We start from the raw sequence: 18962 nt of genomic DNA, 5'->3' as shown, positions 1-18962 counted from the left end.
TGCCCTTGATTTTTCGATAAAACAGAACTTCTGACAGTTCATTTTCGTACAGAGTAGGAGGATTCTTTGAAGCAGAATAAATTGTTGTTAATCGACGGCCACAGCATCTTATCCAGGGCCTTTTACGGCGTACCGATTTTGAGTAATCATGAGGGAATACCCACAAACGGTGTTTTTGGATTTTTAAACATTTTCTTTAAAGAATTGGAATTGGAAGAGGCGGAGCATGTTGCTGTCGCCTTTGATATGCCTGTGCCGACCTTTAGACATAAGATGTTCTCCGACTACAAGGGGACGAGGAAATCCATGCCGGAGGAATTGAAGCAGCAGGTTCCGATTTTGCAGGAGCTTCTTACTGCCATGAATGTTCCCATTTTAACCATGGAAGGCTATGAAGCAGACGATATCCTGGGAACGGTTGCCAAAAGAATGCAGGAAGAGGGAAAGGAAGTCACCATTGTTTCCGGTGACAGAGACCTTTTACAACTTTCTGATAAGCATATCAAAATTTCCCTTCCGAAGACGGCAAAGGGGGAAACCAATATTTACAATTACTACCCGAAGGATGTGGAAGCGGAGTGGGGAGTCAGTCCAAAGGAGTTTATTGACTTAAAAGCTCTTATGGGGGACAGCTCCGATAATATTCCGGGGGTTCCCGGTATGGGAGAAAAAACGGCAACGTGGATTATTGCAAAGTATCACAGTATTGAAAATGCCCTTGCTCATACAGATGATCCGGAATTCAAGGTACCCAGAAAGCCGAAAGCGGCAGAGGATTTAAAGACACATTTTGAGCTTGCGAAGTTATCGAAGGAACTTGCGACCATCTGTATTGATGCCCCCATTGCCTTCCGATTTGAAGATGCCAAACTGGAAAACTACGCGAATGCGAAGAGCCTTGCCCTTGTGAAGAAATGGGAGTTCCGCTCTCTGATTCCCCGTTTTTCTTCGGAAAATACAGAGGAAAGTCCTGCTTTTCAATTAAAGCCATGGAAGGATGTCACGGATCCTTATCTTTTTCAGATTGTCGTAAAGGACGCTGTAAAGCAGGGAGAACTGGGACTTATTTTAGCGGAGGAAGAAGAGAAGATGCTCTATCTCGCACTTTCCGAGGAACGTTTATACCGTGTTCCGCTCCGTATGTCCGAGGAGAAACTTCCGGAGCTTTTTGAGACCTGTAAGATTTATACTTTGGAAAGTAAGAAAGAGATGCACCTCCATGAGATATTCACGGAAGGAGAGGTCTATGATTTGGCCATTGCGGCCTATCTTTTGAACCCTCTGAAAGAGTCCTATTTCTATGATGATTTGGCAAGAGACTATCTTTCTCTCATTTTACCCGGGAAAAAAGAACTGAAAGACAGCCGGGAAGAGGGAATTTATCAGGCACTCATCGCCCTAAAGGCAAAGGACAGTATTTTCTCTAAATTAAAGGAAGAGGGACAGTGGGAGCTCTATGAGAAGATTGAACTGCCGCTTGCAAGAACGCTCTATTCTATGGAAAAGACCGGCATTTTGGTCGATAAGGAAGAACTTCTCTCCTATGGAAAGGTTCTGAAAGAGAAAATTGACGAGTTGCAGAAGGAAATTTATGCCATGGCGGGAGAAGAGTTTAACATCAACTCTCCCCAGCAGCTCGGTGTAATTTTGTTTGAAAAAATGGGAATAGCAGGCGGAAAGAAGACGAAGACGGGCTATTCCACGGCAGTGGACGTACTGGAAAAGCTTTCGGAGGACTATCCGATTGTGGCGAAGGTGATGGAATACCGTACCTATGCGAAGCTGAATTCCACCTATGCGGAAGGCTTACTGAACTATATCGGGGAAGACTCCCGTATACACGGTGTATTCCAACAGACGGTTACGGCAACAGGAAGACTTTCTTCTACGGACCCAAACTTACAGAATATTCCGATCCGAACCGAAATGGGAAGACATTTCCGCTCCGTATTTATTCCCAAGGAGGGCTGCGTATTTTTGGATGCGGATTACTCCCAGATTGAACTTCGTATCTTGGCTGCGCTTTCCAAGGACGAAAAACTGATTGAAGCTTATCGTATGGATAGAGATATTCATAAAGTTACCGCGTCCCAGGTTTTCCATGTGCCACTCGATGAAGTAACGGATGAATTAAGAAGAAACGCAAAGGCGGTTAACTTCGGCATTGTCTACGGCATTTCCGCTTTCGGACTTTCCGAGGGCCTAAGTATAGGACGGGCCGACGCAAAGGAATATATTGAGCGCTATTTTACGACCTATCCGAAGGTAAAGGAGTATTTGGATTCGGAAATAGCCTTTGCAAGAGAAAACGGATATGTGAAGACGGTTTTCGGAAGACGCCGTCCAATACCTGAGATTCATGCTTCCAACTTTATGCGAAGAAGCTTCAGCGAACGTGTAGCCATGAACTCTCCGATTCAGGGTACGGCTGCGGATATGATGAAGGTAGCCATGAATGCGGTTTATGAGGAACTTAAAAGAAAAGAGCTTCAGAGTAGAATTGTCTTACAGGTTCACGATGAGCTTCTTTTGGAGGTGCCGGAGGAAGAGCTTGATGGGGTAAGAGAAATTCTGGTTTCCTCCATGGAAAATGCCTTGACTCTTCCGGTTCCCTTCCTTGTGGAAGCGAAGACCGGGAAAAATTGGGAGGAAGCGCACTAATGGAAATCGATAAGAAGGATCTTCTTCCTCTAAGCTTTTTAAAAAAATCTCCCTATACGGGATCCTTTCAAGGGATATGCTATCGCATTGAAAAACAAGAGGAAGGAGAAAGCAAATCGCTTCTTGTCTATACTTGGCCTGAGCCCTATGCCTTTTCGCATACGCCGGAGGAAGCAAAGGAAAAGAAAAGCTTTCCTTTTTCCGAAGAAGGCTTGGAGGAGATTCGCCTGTATCTGAGCCGTTTAGGGAATGAGTAGGAATACTTTTTGTTTTGCTGTACTAAAAGATTAGTCGGACTGAAAAAGTTTGCGCCGGAACAGCCGGCGGAAAGGTGATATAGCAGATTGCAAAAGAAGGATTTAGCAGAAAAGAATAGTTCAGTAGAAATTCCTTATTTGGCTGAAAAGACTGTTATTACGGAGAAGAACAGGAAATCGGAAAAGAATATTTTGGCTGTAATAGGTGGAATGGGCAGCGGGAAAAGCACGGTGCTTTCCGTTTTAGAGCGGGAAGGGCAGTATGAAAGACTGGAGATGGACCGGCTGGCAAAGAACTGCTATCTGGACAGCGTTTTCTTAAAGGAGCTGTCTTCTGTGCTGCCAAAAGATGTTTTTACCGAGAAGGGGGAATTAAACTTTCCCCTATTTCGTGCTCTTCTTCTAAAGGAAGAATCCTATAGAAAGGCGGTGGAGGAAAGAGTTCATCCGCTTGTCTTTCACATGGCTGCGCAGGCTATTTTCAAGGCAAGAAAAGAAGGAATGAAGCTTGCCGTAGAGACGGCCCTTCCGAATGAAGCCTTTTTATCTCTTTGTGACGCCGTGCTTTACGTGGATTGTCCATTTGAAACACGGCTTTCCCGTCTTACAAAGAATCGGGGATATAGAAGGGAGGAGGCGGAAAGAATGATTAAGGCACAAGACATCGAAAAGTATAAGGAAAGAGCGGATTTTGTGCTTTTCAATGATGGAAACAGAGAAAGGACAGAGGATGCGATTCGCCAGTTTATCCAGCGGTTCTGATGGAAACGCAAGCTATATCGGGACGGAAGAGGCACACATTTTAATCGATTGCGGAGTGGGGATTCGAACCATAGAGGCAGGACTTAAGGCCTTGGATTTATCCTTACAAGACATCGATGCCATTTTCCTTACCCATGAGCACTTTGATCATATTAAGGCGCTGGGGAGTATTCTCAGGAAGCAGGAAATCCCGGTTTATGCAAGTCTCGGAACATTACAGGGAACCTTGCTTTGTAAGAGTTTAAAGGATTTTCCGAAGGAACTTTTGAACCCGATTTTAACCGACCGGAAATTGAGCATAAAAGACCTCGATTTATTCCCTTTCAGTATTCATCATGACACCAGAGAACCGCTTGCTTATCGCGCCGAGTCGGGAGAGAAGCATTGCGCCATTGCTACAGACCTCGGAAGCTATGATGAGTACACAATCAAACATTTGAAAGATACGGATGTCCTCCTTTTGGAGGCGAACCACGATATTGAAATGCTGGAAAAGGGACCCTATCCCCTGGAACTGAAACGCAGAATTCTTTCGGACTTCGGACACCTTTCCAATGAAAGCAGTGCAACCCTTCTGGAAAAGGTAGCCGGGAGTACCCTGAGACAGGTCTTTTTGGGGCATTTGAGTAAAGAAAATAATACTCCAAAGCTCGCTTTACAAGCGATTCGGGAGAAGCTTTCGGAAAAAGACTTACCGATTACCGTAGCAAAGCACGGAGAGATTTCTGAAATTGTAGAATGGTAGATAAAGTAAAAATATTGCACGATATCAAGGAAAGGGTTTTTCGAAAAATGATAAACGGGAAAAAGGTAGTAGGCGTAGTCACCGAGTTCAATCCTTTTCATGACGGACACGCCTATTTTTTACACGAAATCAGAAAAAAATATGCTGCGGATTATATTGTTGCCGTGATGTCCGGAGACTTTGTGCAAAGAGGAGAACCGGCTTTCCTCTCGAAATGGGAAAGGGTAAAGCTTGCCCTTAAGAGGGGCGTGGACCTTATTGTGCAGCTTCCCGTTCTTTTTTCGCTTTCGGGGAGTCTTGACTTTGCCTATGGAAGTGTCAAGCTTCTTTCCGAACTCGGTTTTGTGGATCAAATTGTTTTCGGATCGGAGTGCGGGGACTTGGAAAGGCTTAGGGAGACAGCTATATTTTTACGGAAAGAAGAGGAACATCCGGAATATCAAGCTAAACTTCGGAAATATCTCGCAAACGGAGACAGCTATCCGAAAGCCAGGGAAAAGGCATTAAGTCTATATTATCCCGGAGAAATCCTACCCAATGATAATCTTGGTATTTCTTATTTAATGGCAGCAGATATTTTGAAAAGTCAGATAGAATTCGGCGTGATACAAAGAAACCCTGCCTTTTCCTCCGCCCATGCAATACGAATCGAAAAAAGGGAAAAAGCGATGAATGAAATTTCTGCATTACAAAGTGGGAAAAAACGTGATAACTTCCTTATTTTGGAGAAGGAGGAATCTGTGGCCGGAAGAGAATCCTATGGAGACATGGAGTCTTTAAAGGAGTTCCTCTTATACCGGATTCTCGAGTTGGAGAGGGAAGAGCAGAGTCTGTCTTCTTTTTTGGATATTAGTGCGGACCTTGAACAGCGCATTTTTAAGAGGATAAGAGAAGGCGGGGCTTTGCGGGGAAAAGAAGGTACAGTGGAAAGTTTTATACAGAGTCTGAAAGGAAAAAACTACACTTATTCCCGAGTGAGCAGGGCTCTCCTGCATGTCCTTCTCCATATTCGAGAAGAGGATATGAAACAGGCTAAAGCGGAAAAAAGCCCCTACTTTAGAATTCTCGGTTGCAGTAAAAGGGCGGAAGTACTGCTTCATTATTTGCCGGAGAATTCTATTTTTCGTCTTGGACACAGTCTTCGGGAAAATCTCGGCTTAAAGGACAATTATATGATGAAAATAGACCTGTTCGGAAGAAAAATCTATCAGGCAATTTTACTTGGAACGGAAGAGGAATATCGTGAGTTTTTTCTAAAAATATGATAGGATAAATGGAGTAAAAAATGCCCCAATTATAGGCTAAAGGGAAAACAGGTCTTTAGGACTTGGAAGAGTAGGATTAAGCAGAGAGGAATTGCCTTATGAAACTGATTTATGCGATTATCAGAAATGACAATGAAGATGATGTGATTCAGGCTTTGATGCAGGAACATTTTGTGGTAACCAGGCTGTCTACAACAGGAGGTTTTTTGAAAAAGGGAAATACGACGCTGATGATTGCCGTGGAAGACAGCGATGTAGATCGATGCATCGATGTCATCAAGGCACAGTGCGGAAGAAGACAGGAAATCACGGTAAATATGCCGTATTTGTCCGGCAGTTCCATCATGAACTACACAACAATGCCGATGAATGTGGAAATCGGAGGAGCAACCATCATGGTTGTGCCTTTGGAACGCTTTGAAAAATACTAGAATGTACAAAATGGTGTTATTTATAGGATTCTGTATATTTCTCTTTTTTCAAAGGAATAGCTTTGCTATAATAACAGTCAGTTTTATGGATTTCACAGGGTGACCTGTGCCATTTTTTATGAAAAAAGATGGATTCTGGAAGAAAAGAAAGAAGGAAGAATATGTCATTTATTGAAGATGTAAAAGCAAAAGCCAAGGCCAGGATGAAGACCATTGTACTCCCGGAAGCGGAGGACAAGAGAACGCTGGAGGCGGCGCAGCAGATTAAAAAAGAAGGCTTTGCGAATTTGATTCTTCTTGGGAACAAGGAAACGGTGGAAAAGGATGCCCGTAATTATGGCTTTGACGTATCCGGTATAGAGGTTGTAGACCCAAAGACTTCTCCTTCGCTGGATGATTATGTTGCCACTTTGGTGGAACTGAGAAAATCCAAGGGGATGACGGAAGAGGAGGCAAGAAAGCTCCTTACGGAAAGCAATACCTACTTTGCCGTAATGATGGTGAAAAAGGGGGATGCGGACGGTCTCGTTTCCGGTGCATGTCATTCTACTGCGGATACCCTTCGCCCCTCTTTACAAATTTTAAAAACCAAGCCCGGAACCAAGCTGGTATCCGCATTCTTTGTTATGGTTGTTCCGGATTGTCCTTATGGGGAAAACGGCACTTTTGTTTTTTCCGACTGCGGTCTAAATCAGAATCCGACAGCGGAAGAGCTTGCCGCCATTGCAGAGTCTTCTGCAGAATCTTTCCGTTTCCTTGTCGGAAAAGAGCCGAAGGTGGCCATGCTTTCCTACTCTACCATGGGATCAGCTAAGCATGATGATGTGACAAAGGTTCAGGAAGCAACGAGAATTGCAAAGGAAAACAATCCGGATTTACTTTTGGATGGCGAGTTGCAGCTGGATGCGGCACTTGTAGAATCGGTTGCTTCTTTAAAAGCACCGAATTCCAAGGTTGCAGGGCATGCCAATACTCTTATTTTCCCGAATCTGGATGCGGGAAATATCGGTTATAAGCTTGTGCAGAGACTGGCAAAGGCGGAAGCGTACGGACCCATGACACAGGGTATAGCAAGACCCGTAAATGACTTATCCAGAGGCTGCAGTGCAGAGGATATTGTGGGAGTTGTTGCCATTACCGCCGTGCAGTGTCAGCTTTACGATTAAACATAGTCGTGTTCTTAAACGAATATCGAAACGATATTCGAAGAAAAATACATCATTTTTGGAGGTTCTATGAAAATCTTAGTAATTAACTGTGGTTCTTCTTCTCTGAAGTATCAGCTCATTGATATGGAAGGAGAGAAGGTATTGGCTAAGGGACTTTGCGAAAGAATCGGGATTCAAGGATCTCGTATGAAGCATGAAGTGCCAGGGCAAGAGGACTATATTGTAGAAACCGATATGCCGGATCATTCTGTAGCGGTAAAGTTGGTTTTTGATGCCTTAACAGGAGAGCATGGCGTCGTAAAGTCTGTTGATGAGATTAATGCAATCGGACATCGCGTTCTCCATGGAGGAAATAAATTTACCCAGAGTATCGTTGTAAATGAAGAGGTAAAGAAGGTTATCCGTGAGTGCTTTGATTTAGGACCTTTACACAATCCTGCAAACCTGATGGGAATTGAAGCTTGTGAGAAAGTTGTTCCCGGAAAGCAGAATGTGGCTGTTTTTGACACCACATTCGGCATGACCCTTCCGGAGAAGGCGTACTTCTATGCGATTCCGAAAGAGTACTATGACAAGTATGCGATTCGTCGTTACGGCTTCCATGGAACCAGCCATGCTTATGTTTCAGCAGAAACGATTCGTTTTGGCGGATTGGATCCGGAGAAGGCAAAGGTTATTGTTTGCCATTTAGGAAACGGTGCTTCCATTTCCGCCTCCATCGGTGGAAAGGCAGTGGATACTTCCATGGGACTTACCCCGCTTGAGGGTCTCATTATGGGAACTCGTTCCGGAGATATTGACGGTGCGGTAATTCAGTTTATTGCCAATCACGAGAATAAGAGTGTAGATGAAGTTCTCAATATTTTAAATAAGAAATCCGGCGTACTCGGAATGACCGGCATCTCTTCCGATTTCAGAGATATTGAACAGGCAGCCGAAAAGGGCAACCACATGGCTGAAGTAGCACTGGACGCTTTCCGTTACAGAGTTGCAAAGTATATTGGTGCTTACGCGGCCGCTATGAACGGTGTGGATGCCATTGCTTTCACCGCAGGAGTCGGAGAAAACGATAAAGTGACGAGAAGACTGGTAGTAGAGCAGTATCTCGGATACCTCGGTGCAAAGATTGATCCGGAAAGAAACGATGTAAGAGGAAAGGAGACTTTGATTTCTGCAGATGATTCCAAAGTAAAGCTCTTCCTGATTCCGACCAATGAGGAGTTGGCAATTGCAAGGGATACACAGCGTTTAACAAAGTAATCCGATAGGGAATATTTGTTAATTTCGTATTTTTTGCTTGCTTTTTATACAAAGATAGTGTATTTTATCATGAGTGTGTTTTCGACGGAGATGTTCTTACTATGGAATTTCCCGTTTAGAGTGTGGGGAAGGGCTCACACTACGATTAAAAAGCATGACCAAATCTACCGATTCCAGTTCGGTTAAGACGGGAGGTGTAAATATGTCTATTTGTCCAAAAAATAAATCATCCAAGGCCCGCAGAGACAGCAGAAGAGCAAATTGGAAGATGGGTGCAACAAACCTTGTTAAGTGCTCCAAGTGTGGTGCTTTGGTTATGCCTCATAGAGTTTGCAAGGCTTGCGGATCTTATAACAAGCGTGAGATTATCAAAGTAGAGGACTAATGAGAAGAGGAGTTTCCGTAAGGGAACTCCTTTATTCTTTCCAAGTATTGCCGTAGGGGGGAGCAATCACGCTTATAACGGGTGTTGTGCGCTTGGCTATACGGCATTTCCGTTTTTAAATTGTACTCAATTTAAAAACAGAAATTATTCCTAAAATTACTGGACTTGTGCACAATCTAATGATAATATACCAGCGAGTAATAACTCAAACACTTAAGTTTAGTATTAGAAAAGGAGAATTATCATGAAGAAATATGTATGTACAGTTTGTGGTTATATTTATGATCCGGAAGTAGGCGAAGAGGGTGCAGGTGTAGCTCCCGGAACAGCTTGGGAAGATGTTCCCGAAGATTTCCTTTGCCCGCTTTGTGGAGTAGGTAAGGATCAGTTCGAAGTTTCTGAGGATTAAGGGTGAGTTCCCAACATCTGAAAAGCTGAGAATCGATCGTGACGAGTAATCAGAGGAGTAGTAAAGATGTATTCATACAGAAAAATTACCGATGATTTAGTATATGTGGGGGTAGATGACAGAAGACTTCCTCTCTTTGAGAATCTTTTTCCTTTGGAGAGAGGAGTAAGCTATAATTCTTATCTGCTTTTAGATGAGAAGACAGCTTTGTTGGATACCTGCGATCATACAGTAGCGCATCAATTTTTGGAAAATGTTGAACATGCTTTAGGCGGTAGAACTTTGGATTATCTTGTTATTCATCATATGGAACCGGATCATTGCGGCTCTTTTGAGGATATTTACAGGAGATATCCGGATTTGTGTATCATTTCCAATATGAAGACATTTCAGATGCTGGAGCAGTTTTTCAGCTTTGCCATTCCGGAAAAAAACAGAATTGTAGTGAAGGACGGAGAAGAATTTTCTTTCGGAAAACATAGCTTTAAATTTCTATTTGCACCAATGGTGCATTGGCCGGAGGTTATGTTCTCCTATGATATTACCGATTCTATTCTTTTCTCAGCCGACGCATTTGGCGTTTTTGGTTGTAACAACGGTAATATTTTTGCCAGTGAACAGAATTACAAAGACAAAGATTTCGTGGATGATGCAAGACGCTACTATGCCAATATTGTTGGAAAGTATGGCCCGCAGACACAGGCTGCTTTGAAAAAGACAGGTGCTTGTTCTATTAAGATGATTTGCCCCTTGCACGGTCCGATATGGGATGAAGACCTTTCCTTTATTTTGGAGAAATATGATCTTTGGTCAAAATATCAGCCGGAAGATAAGGCTGTAGTGATTTATTATAATTCAGTTTATGGCAATACTGAATCGATAATCAATCATTTTGCTTTGGAACTCGGGACAAGAGGCGTACGGAACATTCGAATTTATGATGTTTCCAAGACGGAAGTGTCTTATCTAATCGGAGAAGCTTTTCGCGCAAGCCACCTGGTATTCGGAGCAACGACTTATAACAACGGCCTTTTCCCGAAAATGGAAAATTTGCTAACGGATATGAAAAATCTGAGTGTGCAGAATCGAACGGTATCCATCATTGAGAATGGAACTTGGGTACCGCAAAGCGCTAAGTTGTTGAAGGAAATTTTAGACGGTATGAAGGGGATTACTTATCTTGCATCTCCTCTTACCGTAAAGTCCTCCACAGTGAATCGGGAAGCTTTAGAGGGACTTGCCGATATGATAGCAAAGGACGTTTTATCCTAAATGAGTTATTGTACGAAAATTGTACGATGCCGATTATGAATAAAATCAGCTTTTGAAAAACTATCTAACGAAGAACGATTTTTCATATTGAATGAAAGAGATAAAAACAGCCATAATGTTAAGCGTGAATGAAGCTTAAGCATTATGGCTGTTTTATTCTTAGTGAATACCGCTCACTGAGCGTGCGGCGTCTTATCTCTTGCGAAGCATGCGGTGTCTTATCTCTCGCGGAGCATGCGGTATCTCGTGTGCGTTCACGCTATCCCAAAATTTCTTGTATTAGAATGTCAAAGTGGTATAATCAGACTATATTTAAGCATAAAATAGGAGGATTATGAGAGTTAAATCATATCTTTGGATTTTAATCATTCTTTTTTGCTTTCTTTCGGCTTGCGGCACAAAAGCACCTCTGAAGTATAAAGTGAACAAGACTCCTGAACTGAAGCAGTACGAATCCGAACTTGCAGAGAAGGCGGAGTTCCAAGAATCTCTGGCACAGGAAAGTATAGAAGCCAAAGAAAGGGCAGAAGAAGAGGAAAAGGCTAAAGCAGCTTTGATTTGGAAAAAACCTGCTATTAGTAAGGAAAGAAAGAAAGTAAAAGGAATTTATATTACCGATAATACAGCCGGTTCCGGGCGCATGGAGGAAATTCTGTCCGGAATGAAGGGTACGGAATTGAATGCCTTGGTTATTGACATCAAAAATGATCAGGGAAGGATCAGCTACAGAATGAATAACCCGATGGTGAAGGAATTGGGAGCGGATTTAAAGATTATTCCCGATTTACCGGCACTTTTAAAGCGTTGTCATGATGAGGGGATCTATGTGATTGCCCGTTTGGTTTGCTTTAGAGATCCTTATATCGGCTCGAAGCATCCCGAATGGATGAATCAAAAGGCTGACGGAAGTCTTTTTGAAGATAATAATGGATTAAATTGGGTAAATCCATACAAAAAAGAATACTGGGACTATCTTGCTTCCATAGCGGAAAGCTGTGCTGACGACGGTTTTGATGAAATACAGCTTGATTATGTTCGTTTCTGTACTGAAAAAGGGATGCAGGAAGTGGTCTATCCGGAAGAGGCGAAAACGGATAAAACAAAAATCATCACCGAATTTGTTCGCTTTATGGCGGACAGAATGGCGCAAAAAAAAGTTTTCTTTTCTACGGATGTTTTCGGAACGATAATTGGCTCTTATGTAGACAGTATGTCTGTCGGACAGGACTATGCCGTTATGGCGGAATGTGTAGATTATATGTGCCCGATGATTTATCCGTCTCACTACGGAAACGGTAATTTCGGAATTGCTTATCCGGATACGGAGCCTTATAAAACGATTCAAGGTGCTTTGGCTGCATCACATAAGGCTCTCTTCTTGGAGGCCGGGAATCAGAGTTATCAGGCAACGGTACGTCCTTGGTTGCAGGGATTTACGGCCTCTTATCTGCAACATTATATTTCCTATGGAAAAGAGGAAATTCGTGCTCAGATTCAGGCTGTTTATGACAGCGGATATGAAGAATGGTTAATTTGGAATGCAGCGAACAATTATGATTTTTCCGCGTTCCTTTCTAAAGAAGAGGCGGAAGTCGAGGAGAAGAGCAGAAAGGAAGTCGGAAAATCCGTGCAAATGACGCAAACGGAAGAATCATCGGAGGAAAGAAGGAATGGAGAGTAGCTCCGAATTTACAGAGGAAAAAGAATTTAATATTCCAGAAGAATTAAAAAAACTCCCGAAAGCACCGGGAGTTTATTTAATGCACGGTGCGATGGATGAAATTATTTATGTTGGGAAGGCTAAGAATCTTCGGAATCGTGTAAAGCAATATTTTCAAAAATCCTATAAAAAATCCGTTAAAATTCAACAGATGGTTTCGCAGATTCAAAGGTTTGAATATATTATTGTGGATTCAGAGTTGGAAGCTCTTGTTTTGGAATCGAATCTGATTAAAGAAAATAAACCGCGCTACAATACGGTTCTTAAGGATGATAAATCCTATCCGTACATTCGCTTTAGTGTAGAAGAGGACTATCCTCGTCTTTTTTTTACAAGGTCAAAACGAAATAAATTGTCTAAATATTACGGACCGTATACTTCCGTGGAACAGGTGCGAGAGGTCATTGAGCTTCTTCGAAAAACCATACATATCCGAAACTGTAACAAGGTATTTTCCGAGAAAAAACCTTTGCCAAGACCCTGTATATATTATGATATGGGCCAATGTGATGCACCTTGCACCTTAAAGCAATCGAAAGAAGAATACAGAGCACTGATTCCGAAAGTTTCTGCTTTTTTATCCGGGAAAACAGAGGAGCTGATTCATTCTCTTCAAGAGAAAATGATGGAAGCATCAGAATGCTTGGATTTTGAAAAAGCAATGGAATACAGAGACTTGATTTCCGGAATTCATACTTTGGAGAAACGCCAGAAAATTACGGCTTTGGATGGAGAGGACAGAGACATTCTGGGAATCAGAAGAGATCATAGCGACTGTGTGATTCAGATATTTTTTGTACGAGACGGCAAAATAGTGGGAAGAGATCATAGCTTCTTAAAAATTGATGAAGAAGAGAGCGATGAGGAGATTTTATCTCTCTTTTTAAGACAGTTTTATAGCGGAACCCCTTTTCTTCCCAGAGAAATCCATCTGCCTTGTCAACTGCAGGATCAAGAAATGATAGAGGAGTGGTTAAGTGCACTGAAGGGGAAAAAAGTGCATCTTGTGAATCCTAAGCAGGGGGATCGGGAAAAATTAGTGGAACTTGCAGGGAAAAATGCGGGAATTTTGATGCTTCGCTATGTGGAAAAGTATAGAAATGAGAAGAAGAAACAGGCCATTGCTTTGGAAGAACTGAAAGAATTGGCCAATTTGGAAAAACTCCCCTCCCGTATTGAGTCTTATGATATTTCCAATACCTCCGGGGCTCTTACGGTCGGGTCCATGGTGGTATACCAGGATGGGAAAGAAAAAACAAATGATTATCGAAAGTTTCGAATTCAATCGGTAATAGGGCAGGATGATTATGCCTCCATGCGCGAAATGCTTTATCGTCGTTTTTCTCATGGTTTGGAAGAAAAAAAGGAAAATCGAAAGCAGGATAAAAAGGATGAAATGGGTTCTTTTTCACAGTTTCCGGATTTAATCTTAATGGATGGCGGAAAAGGTCAGGTCAGTATTTGTCTATCCGTTTTGCAGGAACTCGGGATATCCATACCGGTATGCGGAATGGTGAAGGATGAGCATCATAGAACCAGAGCACTTTTGGTGGATTTTAAAGAAGTTCCCATCTCTACACATGGAGAATGCTTTAAATTCTTAACCAGAGTGCAGGATGAGGTACACCGCTTTGCCATTAGCTATCATAGGTCACTTCGAATGAAAGAGCAGGTGCATTCCCTTTTGGACGACATTAAAGGAATCGGACCCAGAAGGAAGAAGGCTCTACTCCGTAAATTTCATGATGTAGTCGGAATCAGTAAGGCAAGCTATGAAGAAATCCGTTCAATTCCGGAAATGGATGAACAGTCCAGCAGAGAAGTTCTTCGATTCTTTCAGGAGAGAAAGGATGAAGAAAAAGAAGAATTTGTGAAAGAAACGTAGAGAGACTTTTGCAGCTAAACAGAATCTTTTAGCAGAAAGAAAGATTTTGTTTTCAGATAAATTACTGGTGATTTTCGGTATTATCCTATATAAATATAAGTTATGGTATAATGCCGAAAAGAAGAGTAGTTATATGGATAGAGGAGCAATCTAGTAATGAAGGAGATTTTACTGAAACAGCATATCGGGTCGCCTGCGAAAGCTGTCGTAAAGCCGGGGGATAGAGTGAGGAGAGGAAGTCTTCTTGCCGTTCCGGAGGGGCTTGGGGCAAATGTTCATTCTTCTGTGGACGGACTGGTCAAAGAAATTAAGGAAGACCGAATCTTTGTGGAAGAATCTGTAGAGCAGAGCGATGGTTTTGAGCCGATATCGGGGGGAGACATCCTTTCACTTATCCGAGAGGCCGGCATTGTCGGCATGGGAGGAGCAGGTTTTCCTACTGCGAAAAAATTAAATATAGATTTAAAAGGCGGCTATCTTCTGGTCAATGCAGCGGAGTGCGAACCGCTCCTTAAGCATAATATGAGGCAGATTTTGGAGCAGCCGGAAAAGACCCTTAGGGGCATAAACTATGCTATGCAAAGTTGCAAGGCGGCTAAGGCGGTTATTGCGATAAAGAAGAAGCATGAGGAAGAAATCAATTTGCTTCTTCGTACGCTTCCCGATTTTCCGAATATTACCCTGCATCTTCTTCCGGATCTTTATCCGATGGGGGAGGAAAGAGCGGTAGTTCGGGAAGTCCTCGGCATCTTGCTTCCGCCTACGGCACTTCCCTCCGAAGCGGGAGCCGTGGTAATCAATGTGGAAACCTGCCTTCGTATTGCGGAAGCCGTGGAAGAGAAGAAGCCTTCTTTCCTGAAAAATATTACCGTAGCGGGGAAGCTCAAGAAGGGGAAGGAAGCACAGGTTTTTATGGATGTCCCGGTGGGCACTACGGTAGGAGAGCTCATTACAATGGCAGGAGGGATAGACGGAGAGTACGGAGAAATTCTTTTCGGAGGACCGTTCACAGGGACTGCGGTTTCCCTTTCCACTCCCATTACAAAGACAAGCGGCGGGATTCTTGTTACAGAGCCATTTCCGGATCTTAAGGGAGCCCAAACGGGGGTTCTGATCTGTGCTTGCGGCGGAAACATGGACAGAATGGAAGATCTATGTAAAAAGTATAATGCTACACTTACTGCAGTCCAGGCGTGTAAACAGGCGGTGGATGTACGGGGAACACTGAAATGTGAAAATCCGGGAAACTGCCCCGGTCAGGCAGCGAAGATTTTGCACTTTAAGAATAAGGGGTGCACGGATATTCTTATCGGGAATTGCAGTGATTGTACGAACACCGTTATGGGATCCGCTCCCAAGATGAATTTAACAGTACATCATCAAACCGATCATGTTCTTAAAACTGTCGGGATGGAGCCTATGCGCTACCTTACAAAATCCAAAACGGTAGAACAGCTTCCCGTAAATGAAGAGGGAAGACAGATTCCCTTTCCGAAGGAAGAAAAAAAGCAAGGTTCTTCAGGAGGAGGCGAAGAAAGGAGAGATTCCGGTACTCTCGATAAGAAAGAAGAACAAAAGTTGGGTACCGAGGCGTTTATAGAAGAAGGACTGTTCCATATCCGTATAGAGGAAGGGCAGGATATTCATATCGAGTTTTCATAAAAGAAAGGAAGTGTGCAATGTCAATTTCGGCGGAATATGCAGAAGAACATAAAAAGAGTCCGGCAGTCTTGTGCTGCAGGGCGGAGGAAGGAATCGTCCTTTCCCATCACAATCTCGAGGATCCGGAGATATTTGATGATTTGGTTGACCAGGGGCTTTTGAAGCTGGATGGATGTATTACGATAGAGGAGGCTTTGGGGGCAAAACTGGTAAAGACCTGTGATTCACTGACCCCTCTTACGAAAGATTTAGTGCAGCTTTCCGAGAAAGAAAGAGAAGAAAAAATAGAAGAAAAAGAAGAAAGAAGAGAGGCAGGGGATAACACGGGAAATGCTGTAAGCGAAGAAAAAAATGGACAGACTTTCCTACCCGTAGGGCAGAACAGTTTTTTCGGGGGCTGCTTAAAGATTCATATTGGAGAGGGAAAGGGAATCGATATCCAGATTCCTGTAGGCGCGCTCGGAATTTCTTCTGCTACTTCTGCAGTGCAGGGAGCATTTGCCTCTCCAATAGCATATCCGCTCGCTTCCGATAACGGGAAAAACACAGAGAAAGAGAAAAAAGAAGAAGAAATTCTTGTTCGTTCTCTTGTAAGAAAGCACTTTAAGGTTACGGAGGTTAGGCGCGGCTCCGAAACAAAACTGGAAGGAACAATCCTTTTCATACGAGAGGGAATTGAAGAAGAGGCTGCAGCTTCTCAGGAACTTGTGGAGAAGCTGGAGCTGGATATTATCACCCCGGAGCAGTACCACAGCTTTTCCAACACCATCATGGATGTACAACCTATTGCGACAAAAGAGGGCGATGAAGAGCTTGGATGCGGAACAACCAGAGTCTTGGACGGCGTGGTCATGATGGTTTCCGGAACGGATTCCAACGGGGTACAAATCGGAGAGTTCGGGTCCTCTGAAGGTTATCTTGATGAGAATATTATGTGGGGACGTCCCGGATGCCCGGATAAGGGAGAAATCTTCATCAAGACTAATGTGACGATTAAAGAAAAGACCAATATGGAACGTCCGGGACCCTTGGCAGCGCATGCGGCAACGGATGTCATTACCGAAGAAATCCGTAAGGCCTTAAAGAAGGCGGAGGAAAGTCTTGCTGTCGATACGGAGACCTTTAATCAGCTGAGAAGACCGGGTAAGAAGAAAGTGGTTATTGTAAAGGAAATCATGGGGCAGGGTGCTATGCATGATAACCTGCTTCTTCCGGTAGAGCCGGTAGGCGTGCTCGGAGCAAAGCCGAATGTAGACCTTGGAAATGTTCCTGTCGTGGTTTCCCCTTTGGAAGTCCTGGACGGTTGCATTCATGCTTTAACCTGTATAGGGCCGGCATCGAAGGAAATGTCCCGTCACTACTGGAGAGAGCCTTTGGTTCTGGAGGTTTTACATGATAAGGAACTGGATCTTTGCGGAGTGGTTCTTGTAGGATCTCCGCAGATTAATTCGGAAAAGTTCTATGTTTCCCGTCGTGTAGGGATGACCCTGGAAGCTATAGGCGCGGACGGCGCTTTTGTTACCACGGAGGGATTTGGAAATAACCATATCGACTTCGCAAGCCATATTGAGCAGATTGGAAAACGAGGCATTAAGGTTGTGGGGATGTCCTTCTGTGCAAATCAAGGTGCCCTTGTTGTCGGAAATAAGTATATGAATGCCATGGTAGACAACAATAAGTCCGAGGCCGGTATTGAAAACGAAATTCTGGCAAACAATACGCTCTGTCATGAGGATGCTATCCGTGCTATTTATATGTTAAAGGCCGAGATGTTCGGAGAGGAAATTACGAAGGCGGAAAGAAAATGGAATCCGAATGTAAAGTTGCAGAATGTTGAACTGATTTCCAATCTGAGCGGAAAACCCGTTCAACTCGTGGAGAATGAAACTTCTCTTCCCATGAGTGATAAATTTAAGGAAAAGTACCTGCAGTCCTGATGCCGAAATATACGGACAGGCTCATTTACATGGAAGGCATTATCGTGGAAGTTCACGATGGAGCGGTAGGAATTGATTTAAAGGGACGACTCGGGTTCTTGAAAATCCCTATGCGCATGCTGATTTCCGACTACGAAATCAAGGTCGGACAGGAGGTGGGCTTTAACATGAGTTTTATCGAACAGCTCGGTCCTGCAGTAAATGAGAAATATGTTAGTAATATTCAAAAGCATAAAGGGCTTTAGAATATTTACATAAAATACGAAAGAAAGGAGAAAAAGATGGATTTTACAGTAGTAAAAGGGATGCAGTCTGAAATCTTTGTTCCGATAACGCCTCCTCCCGTATGGGCACCGGTTACCAAACCTCTAAAGGATATGGTTGTAGCGATTGCCACGGCGGCAGGGGTGCATCATAAGGATGATAAGAGATTTAATCTTGCCGGTGACTTCAGTTTCAGAATCATTAAGGATACGATGCCTTCTTCGGAGCTGATGGTTTCTCATGGCGGATATGACAATAGTGATGTTAACAAAGATATAAACTGTATGTTCCCCATTGACCGTTTGCATGAACTTGCAAAGGATGGAGTCATTAAGGCGGTAGCGCCTGTTCACATCGGCTTCATGGGCGGTGGCGGAAACCAGGAAAAGTTTAAAAATGAAACCGGTCCGGCTATTGCGAAGATTTTAAAGGATGAAGGCGTAGATGCCGTTATCCTTACCGCAGGCTGAGGGACCTGTCATCGTTCTGCCGTGCTTGTGCAGAGAGCTATAGAGGAGGTTGGCATTCCCACAATCATTATAGCCGCCCTTCCTCCTGTCGTAAGACAGACCGGTAGTCCAAGAGCAGTTGCTCCTCTCGTTCCGATGGGTGCAAATGCAGGAGAGCCGAACAATAAAGAAATGCAATATCATATTGTAAAGGATACCTTGGAGCAGCTTGAGAAAATCGAGTCTGCAGGAAAGATTGTATCCCTTCCCTATGAATATATTGCGAAGGTATAAACGAAATACCGCGTGAACCGCGAGTGATACTTGTTCAGAAGGAGGTACCGTGTACTTTACACGATATCTCCTACTCAGTGAAAAGGACTGTGAAAAATCAAAACTGTAGTTTTTTGCCATGCGGGTTTCCGACGA

The 18962-nt window shown here is 43.4% G+C and carries 17 protein-coding genes; all 17 read left to right on the top strand.

Annotated elements, in window-relative coordinates; all coding sequences use genetic code 11:
• Positions 1-66 precede the first annotated feature (66 nt).
• The 17 genes from polA to prdB all read left to right on the top strand — a co-directional run bounded on the left by polA (position 67) and on the right by prdB (position 18827).
• Complete coding sequence (polA, locus tag HMPREF9124_RS07225) at positions 67-2661, top strand: DNA polymerase I (protein WP_009428660.1); 2595 nt, start codon at positions 67-69, stop codon at positions 2659-2661.
• Complete coding sequence (locus tag HMPREF9124_RS07220) at positions 2661-2918, top strand: hypothetical protein (RefSeq protein ID WP_009429642.1); 258 nt, start codon at positions 2661-2663, stop codon at positions 2916-2918. The genes polA and HMPREF9124_RS07220 overlap by 1 nt, the downstream gene beginning before the upstream one ends.
• Positions 2919-3005: 87 nt before the next feature.
• The gene (coaE, locus tag HMPREF9124_RS07215) at positions 3006-3680 is read left to right on the top strand and encodes a dephospho-CoA kinase (protein WP_009427872.1); all 675 of its coding nucleotides are present in this window, start codon (positions 3006-3008) and stop codon (positions 3678-3680) included.
• Positions 3649-4425 carry an MBL fold metallo-hydrolase gene (locus HMPREF9124_RS07210; RefSeq protein WP_009428244.1) on the top strand — a complete coding sequence of 259 codons (777 nt, stop codon included), beginning with the start codon at positions 3649-3651 and terminating at the stop codon, positions 4423-4425. Before coaE ends, HMPREF9124_RS07210 begins: the two co-directional genes overlap by 32 nt.
• Positions 4426-4472: 47 nt before the next feature.
• Entirely contained in the window at positions 4473-5690 is a 1218-nt protein-coding gene (locus tag HMPREF9124_RS07205; RefSeq protein WP_036598036.1) for a tRNA(Met) cytidine acetate ligase, read from the top strand.
• Between the two features lie 98 nt (positions 5691-5788).
• Positions 5789-6121, top strand: coding sequence for a cyclic-di-AMP receptor (locus tag HMPREF9124_RS07200; RefSeq protein ID WP_009428892.1), 333 nt, complete (start codon positions 5789-5791; stop codon positions 6119-6121).
• Between the two features lie 128 nt (positions 6122-6249).
• Positions 6250-7287 (top strand): phosphate acetyltransferase, encoded by a 1038-nt coding sequence (gene pta, locus HMPREF9124_RS07195; RefSeq protein ID WP_009429968.1) that lies wholly within the window; start codon positions 6250-6252, stop codon positions 7285-7287.
• A gap of 69 nt (positions 7288-7356) precedes the next feature.
• Positions 7357-8550 carry an acetate kinase gene (locus HMPREF9124_RS07190; protein ID WP_009429378.1) on the top strand — a complete coding sequence of 398 codons (1194 nt, stop codon included), beginning with the start codon at positions 7357-7359 and terminating at the stop codon, positions 8548-8550.
• A gap of 202 nt (positions 8551-8752) precedes the next feature.
• Positions 8753-8935, top strand: coding sequence for a 50S ribosomal protein L32 (gene rpmF / locus HMPREF9124_RS07185; protein ID WP_009534235.1), 183 nt, complete (start codon positions 8753-8755; stop codon positions 8933-8935).
• Between the two features lie 244 nt (positions 8936-9179).
• The gene (gene rd / locus HMPREF9124_RS07180) at positions 9180-9344 is read left to right on the top strand and encodes a rubredoxin (RefSeq protein ID WP_009427993.1); all 165 of its coding nucleotides are present in this window, start codon (positions 9180-9182) and stop codon (positions 9342-9344) included.
• A gap of 66 nt (positions 9345-9410) precedes the next feature.
• The gene (locus tag HMPREF9124_RS07175; RefSeq protein WP_009429119.1) at positions 9411-10616 is read left to right on the top strand and encodes an FprA family A-type flavoprotein; all 1206 of its coding nucleotides are present in this window, start codon (positions 9411-9413) and stop codon (positions 10614-10616) included.
• Positions 10617-10950: 334 nt separating this feature from the next.
• A complete protein-coding gene (locus HMPREF9124_RS07170; RefSeq protein ID WP_009429324.1) occupies positions 10951-12297 on the top strand; it encodes a putative glycoside hydrolase in 1347 nt (448 codons plus the stop codon).
• Positions 12287-14221, top strand: coding sequence for an excinuclease ABC subunit UvrC (gene uvrC, locus HMPREF9124_RS07165; protein WP_009429833.1), 1935 nt, complete (start codon positions 12287-12289; stop codon positions 14219-14221). The genes HMPREF9124_RS07170 and uvrC overlap by 11 nt, the downstream gene beginning before the upstream one ends.
• 156 nt (positions 14222-14377) lie before the next feature.
• Positions 14378-15883 (top strand): proline reductase-associated electron transfer protein PrdC, encoded by a 1506-nt coding sequence (gene prdC / locus HMPREF9124_RS07160; protein WP_009427785.1) that lies wholly within the window; start codon positions 14378-14380, stop codon positions 15881-15883.
• A 17-nt stretch (positions 15884-15900) separates the two neighbouring features.
• Positions 15901-17820: a D-proline reductase (dithiol) proprotein PrdA gene (gene prdA / locus HMPREF9124_RS07155; protein ID WP_009428767.1), complete on the top strand. Its 1920-nt coding sequence runs from the start codon at positions 15901-15903 to the stop codon at positions 17818-17820.
• Positions 17820-18065, top strand: coding sequence for a CBO2463/CBO2479 domain-containing protein (locus HMPREF9124_RS07150; RefSeq protein ID WP_009429008.1), 246 nt, complete (start codon positions 17820-17822; stop codon positions 18063-18065). Before prdA ends, HMPREF9124_RS07150 begins: the two co-directional genes overlap by 1 nt.
• A 36-nt stretch (positions 18066-18101) precedes the next feature.
• Complete coding sequence (gene prdB, locus HMPREF9124_RS11705; protein WP_083816309.1) at positions 18102-18827, top strand: D-proline reductase (dithiol) protein PrdB; 726 nt, start codon at positions 18102-18104, stop codon at positions 18825-18827.
• Positions 18828-18962 lie beyond the last annotated feature (135 nt).

Origin of the sequence: Oribacterium sp. oral taxon 108 str. F0425, from assembly GCF_000214455.1 — a bacterium.
GTDB lineage: Bacteria > Bacillota > Clostridia > Lachnospirales > Lachnospiraceae > Oribacterium > Oribacterium asaccharolyticum.
The sequence above is the reverse complement of the archived record's forward strand: the minus strand, read 5'-3'. Positions and strand labels throughout refer to the sequence as shown.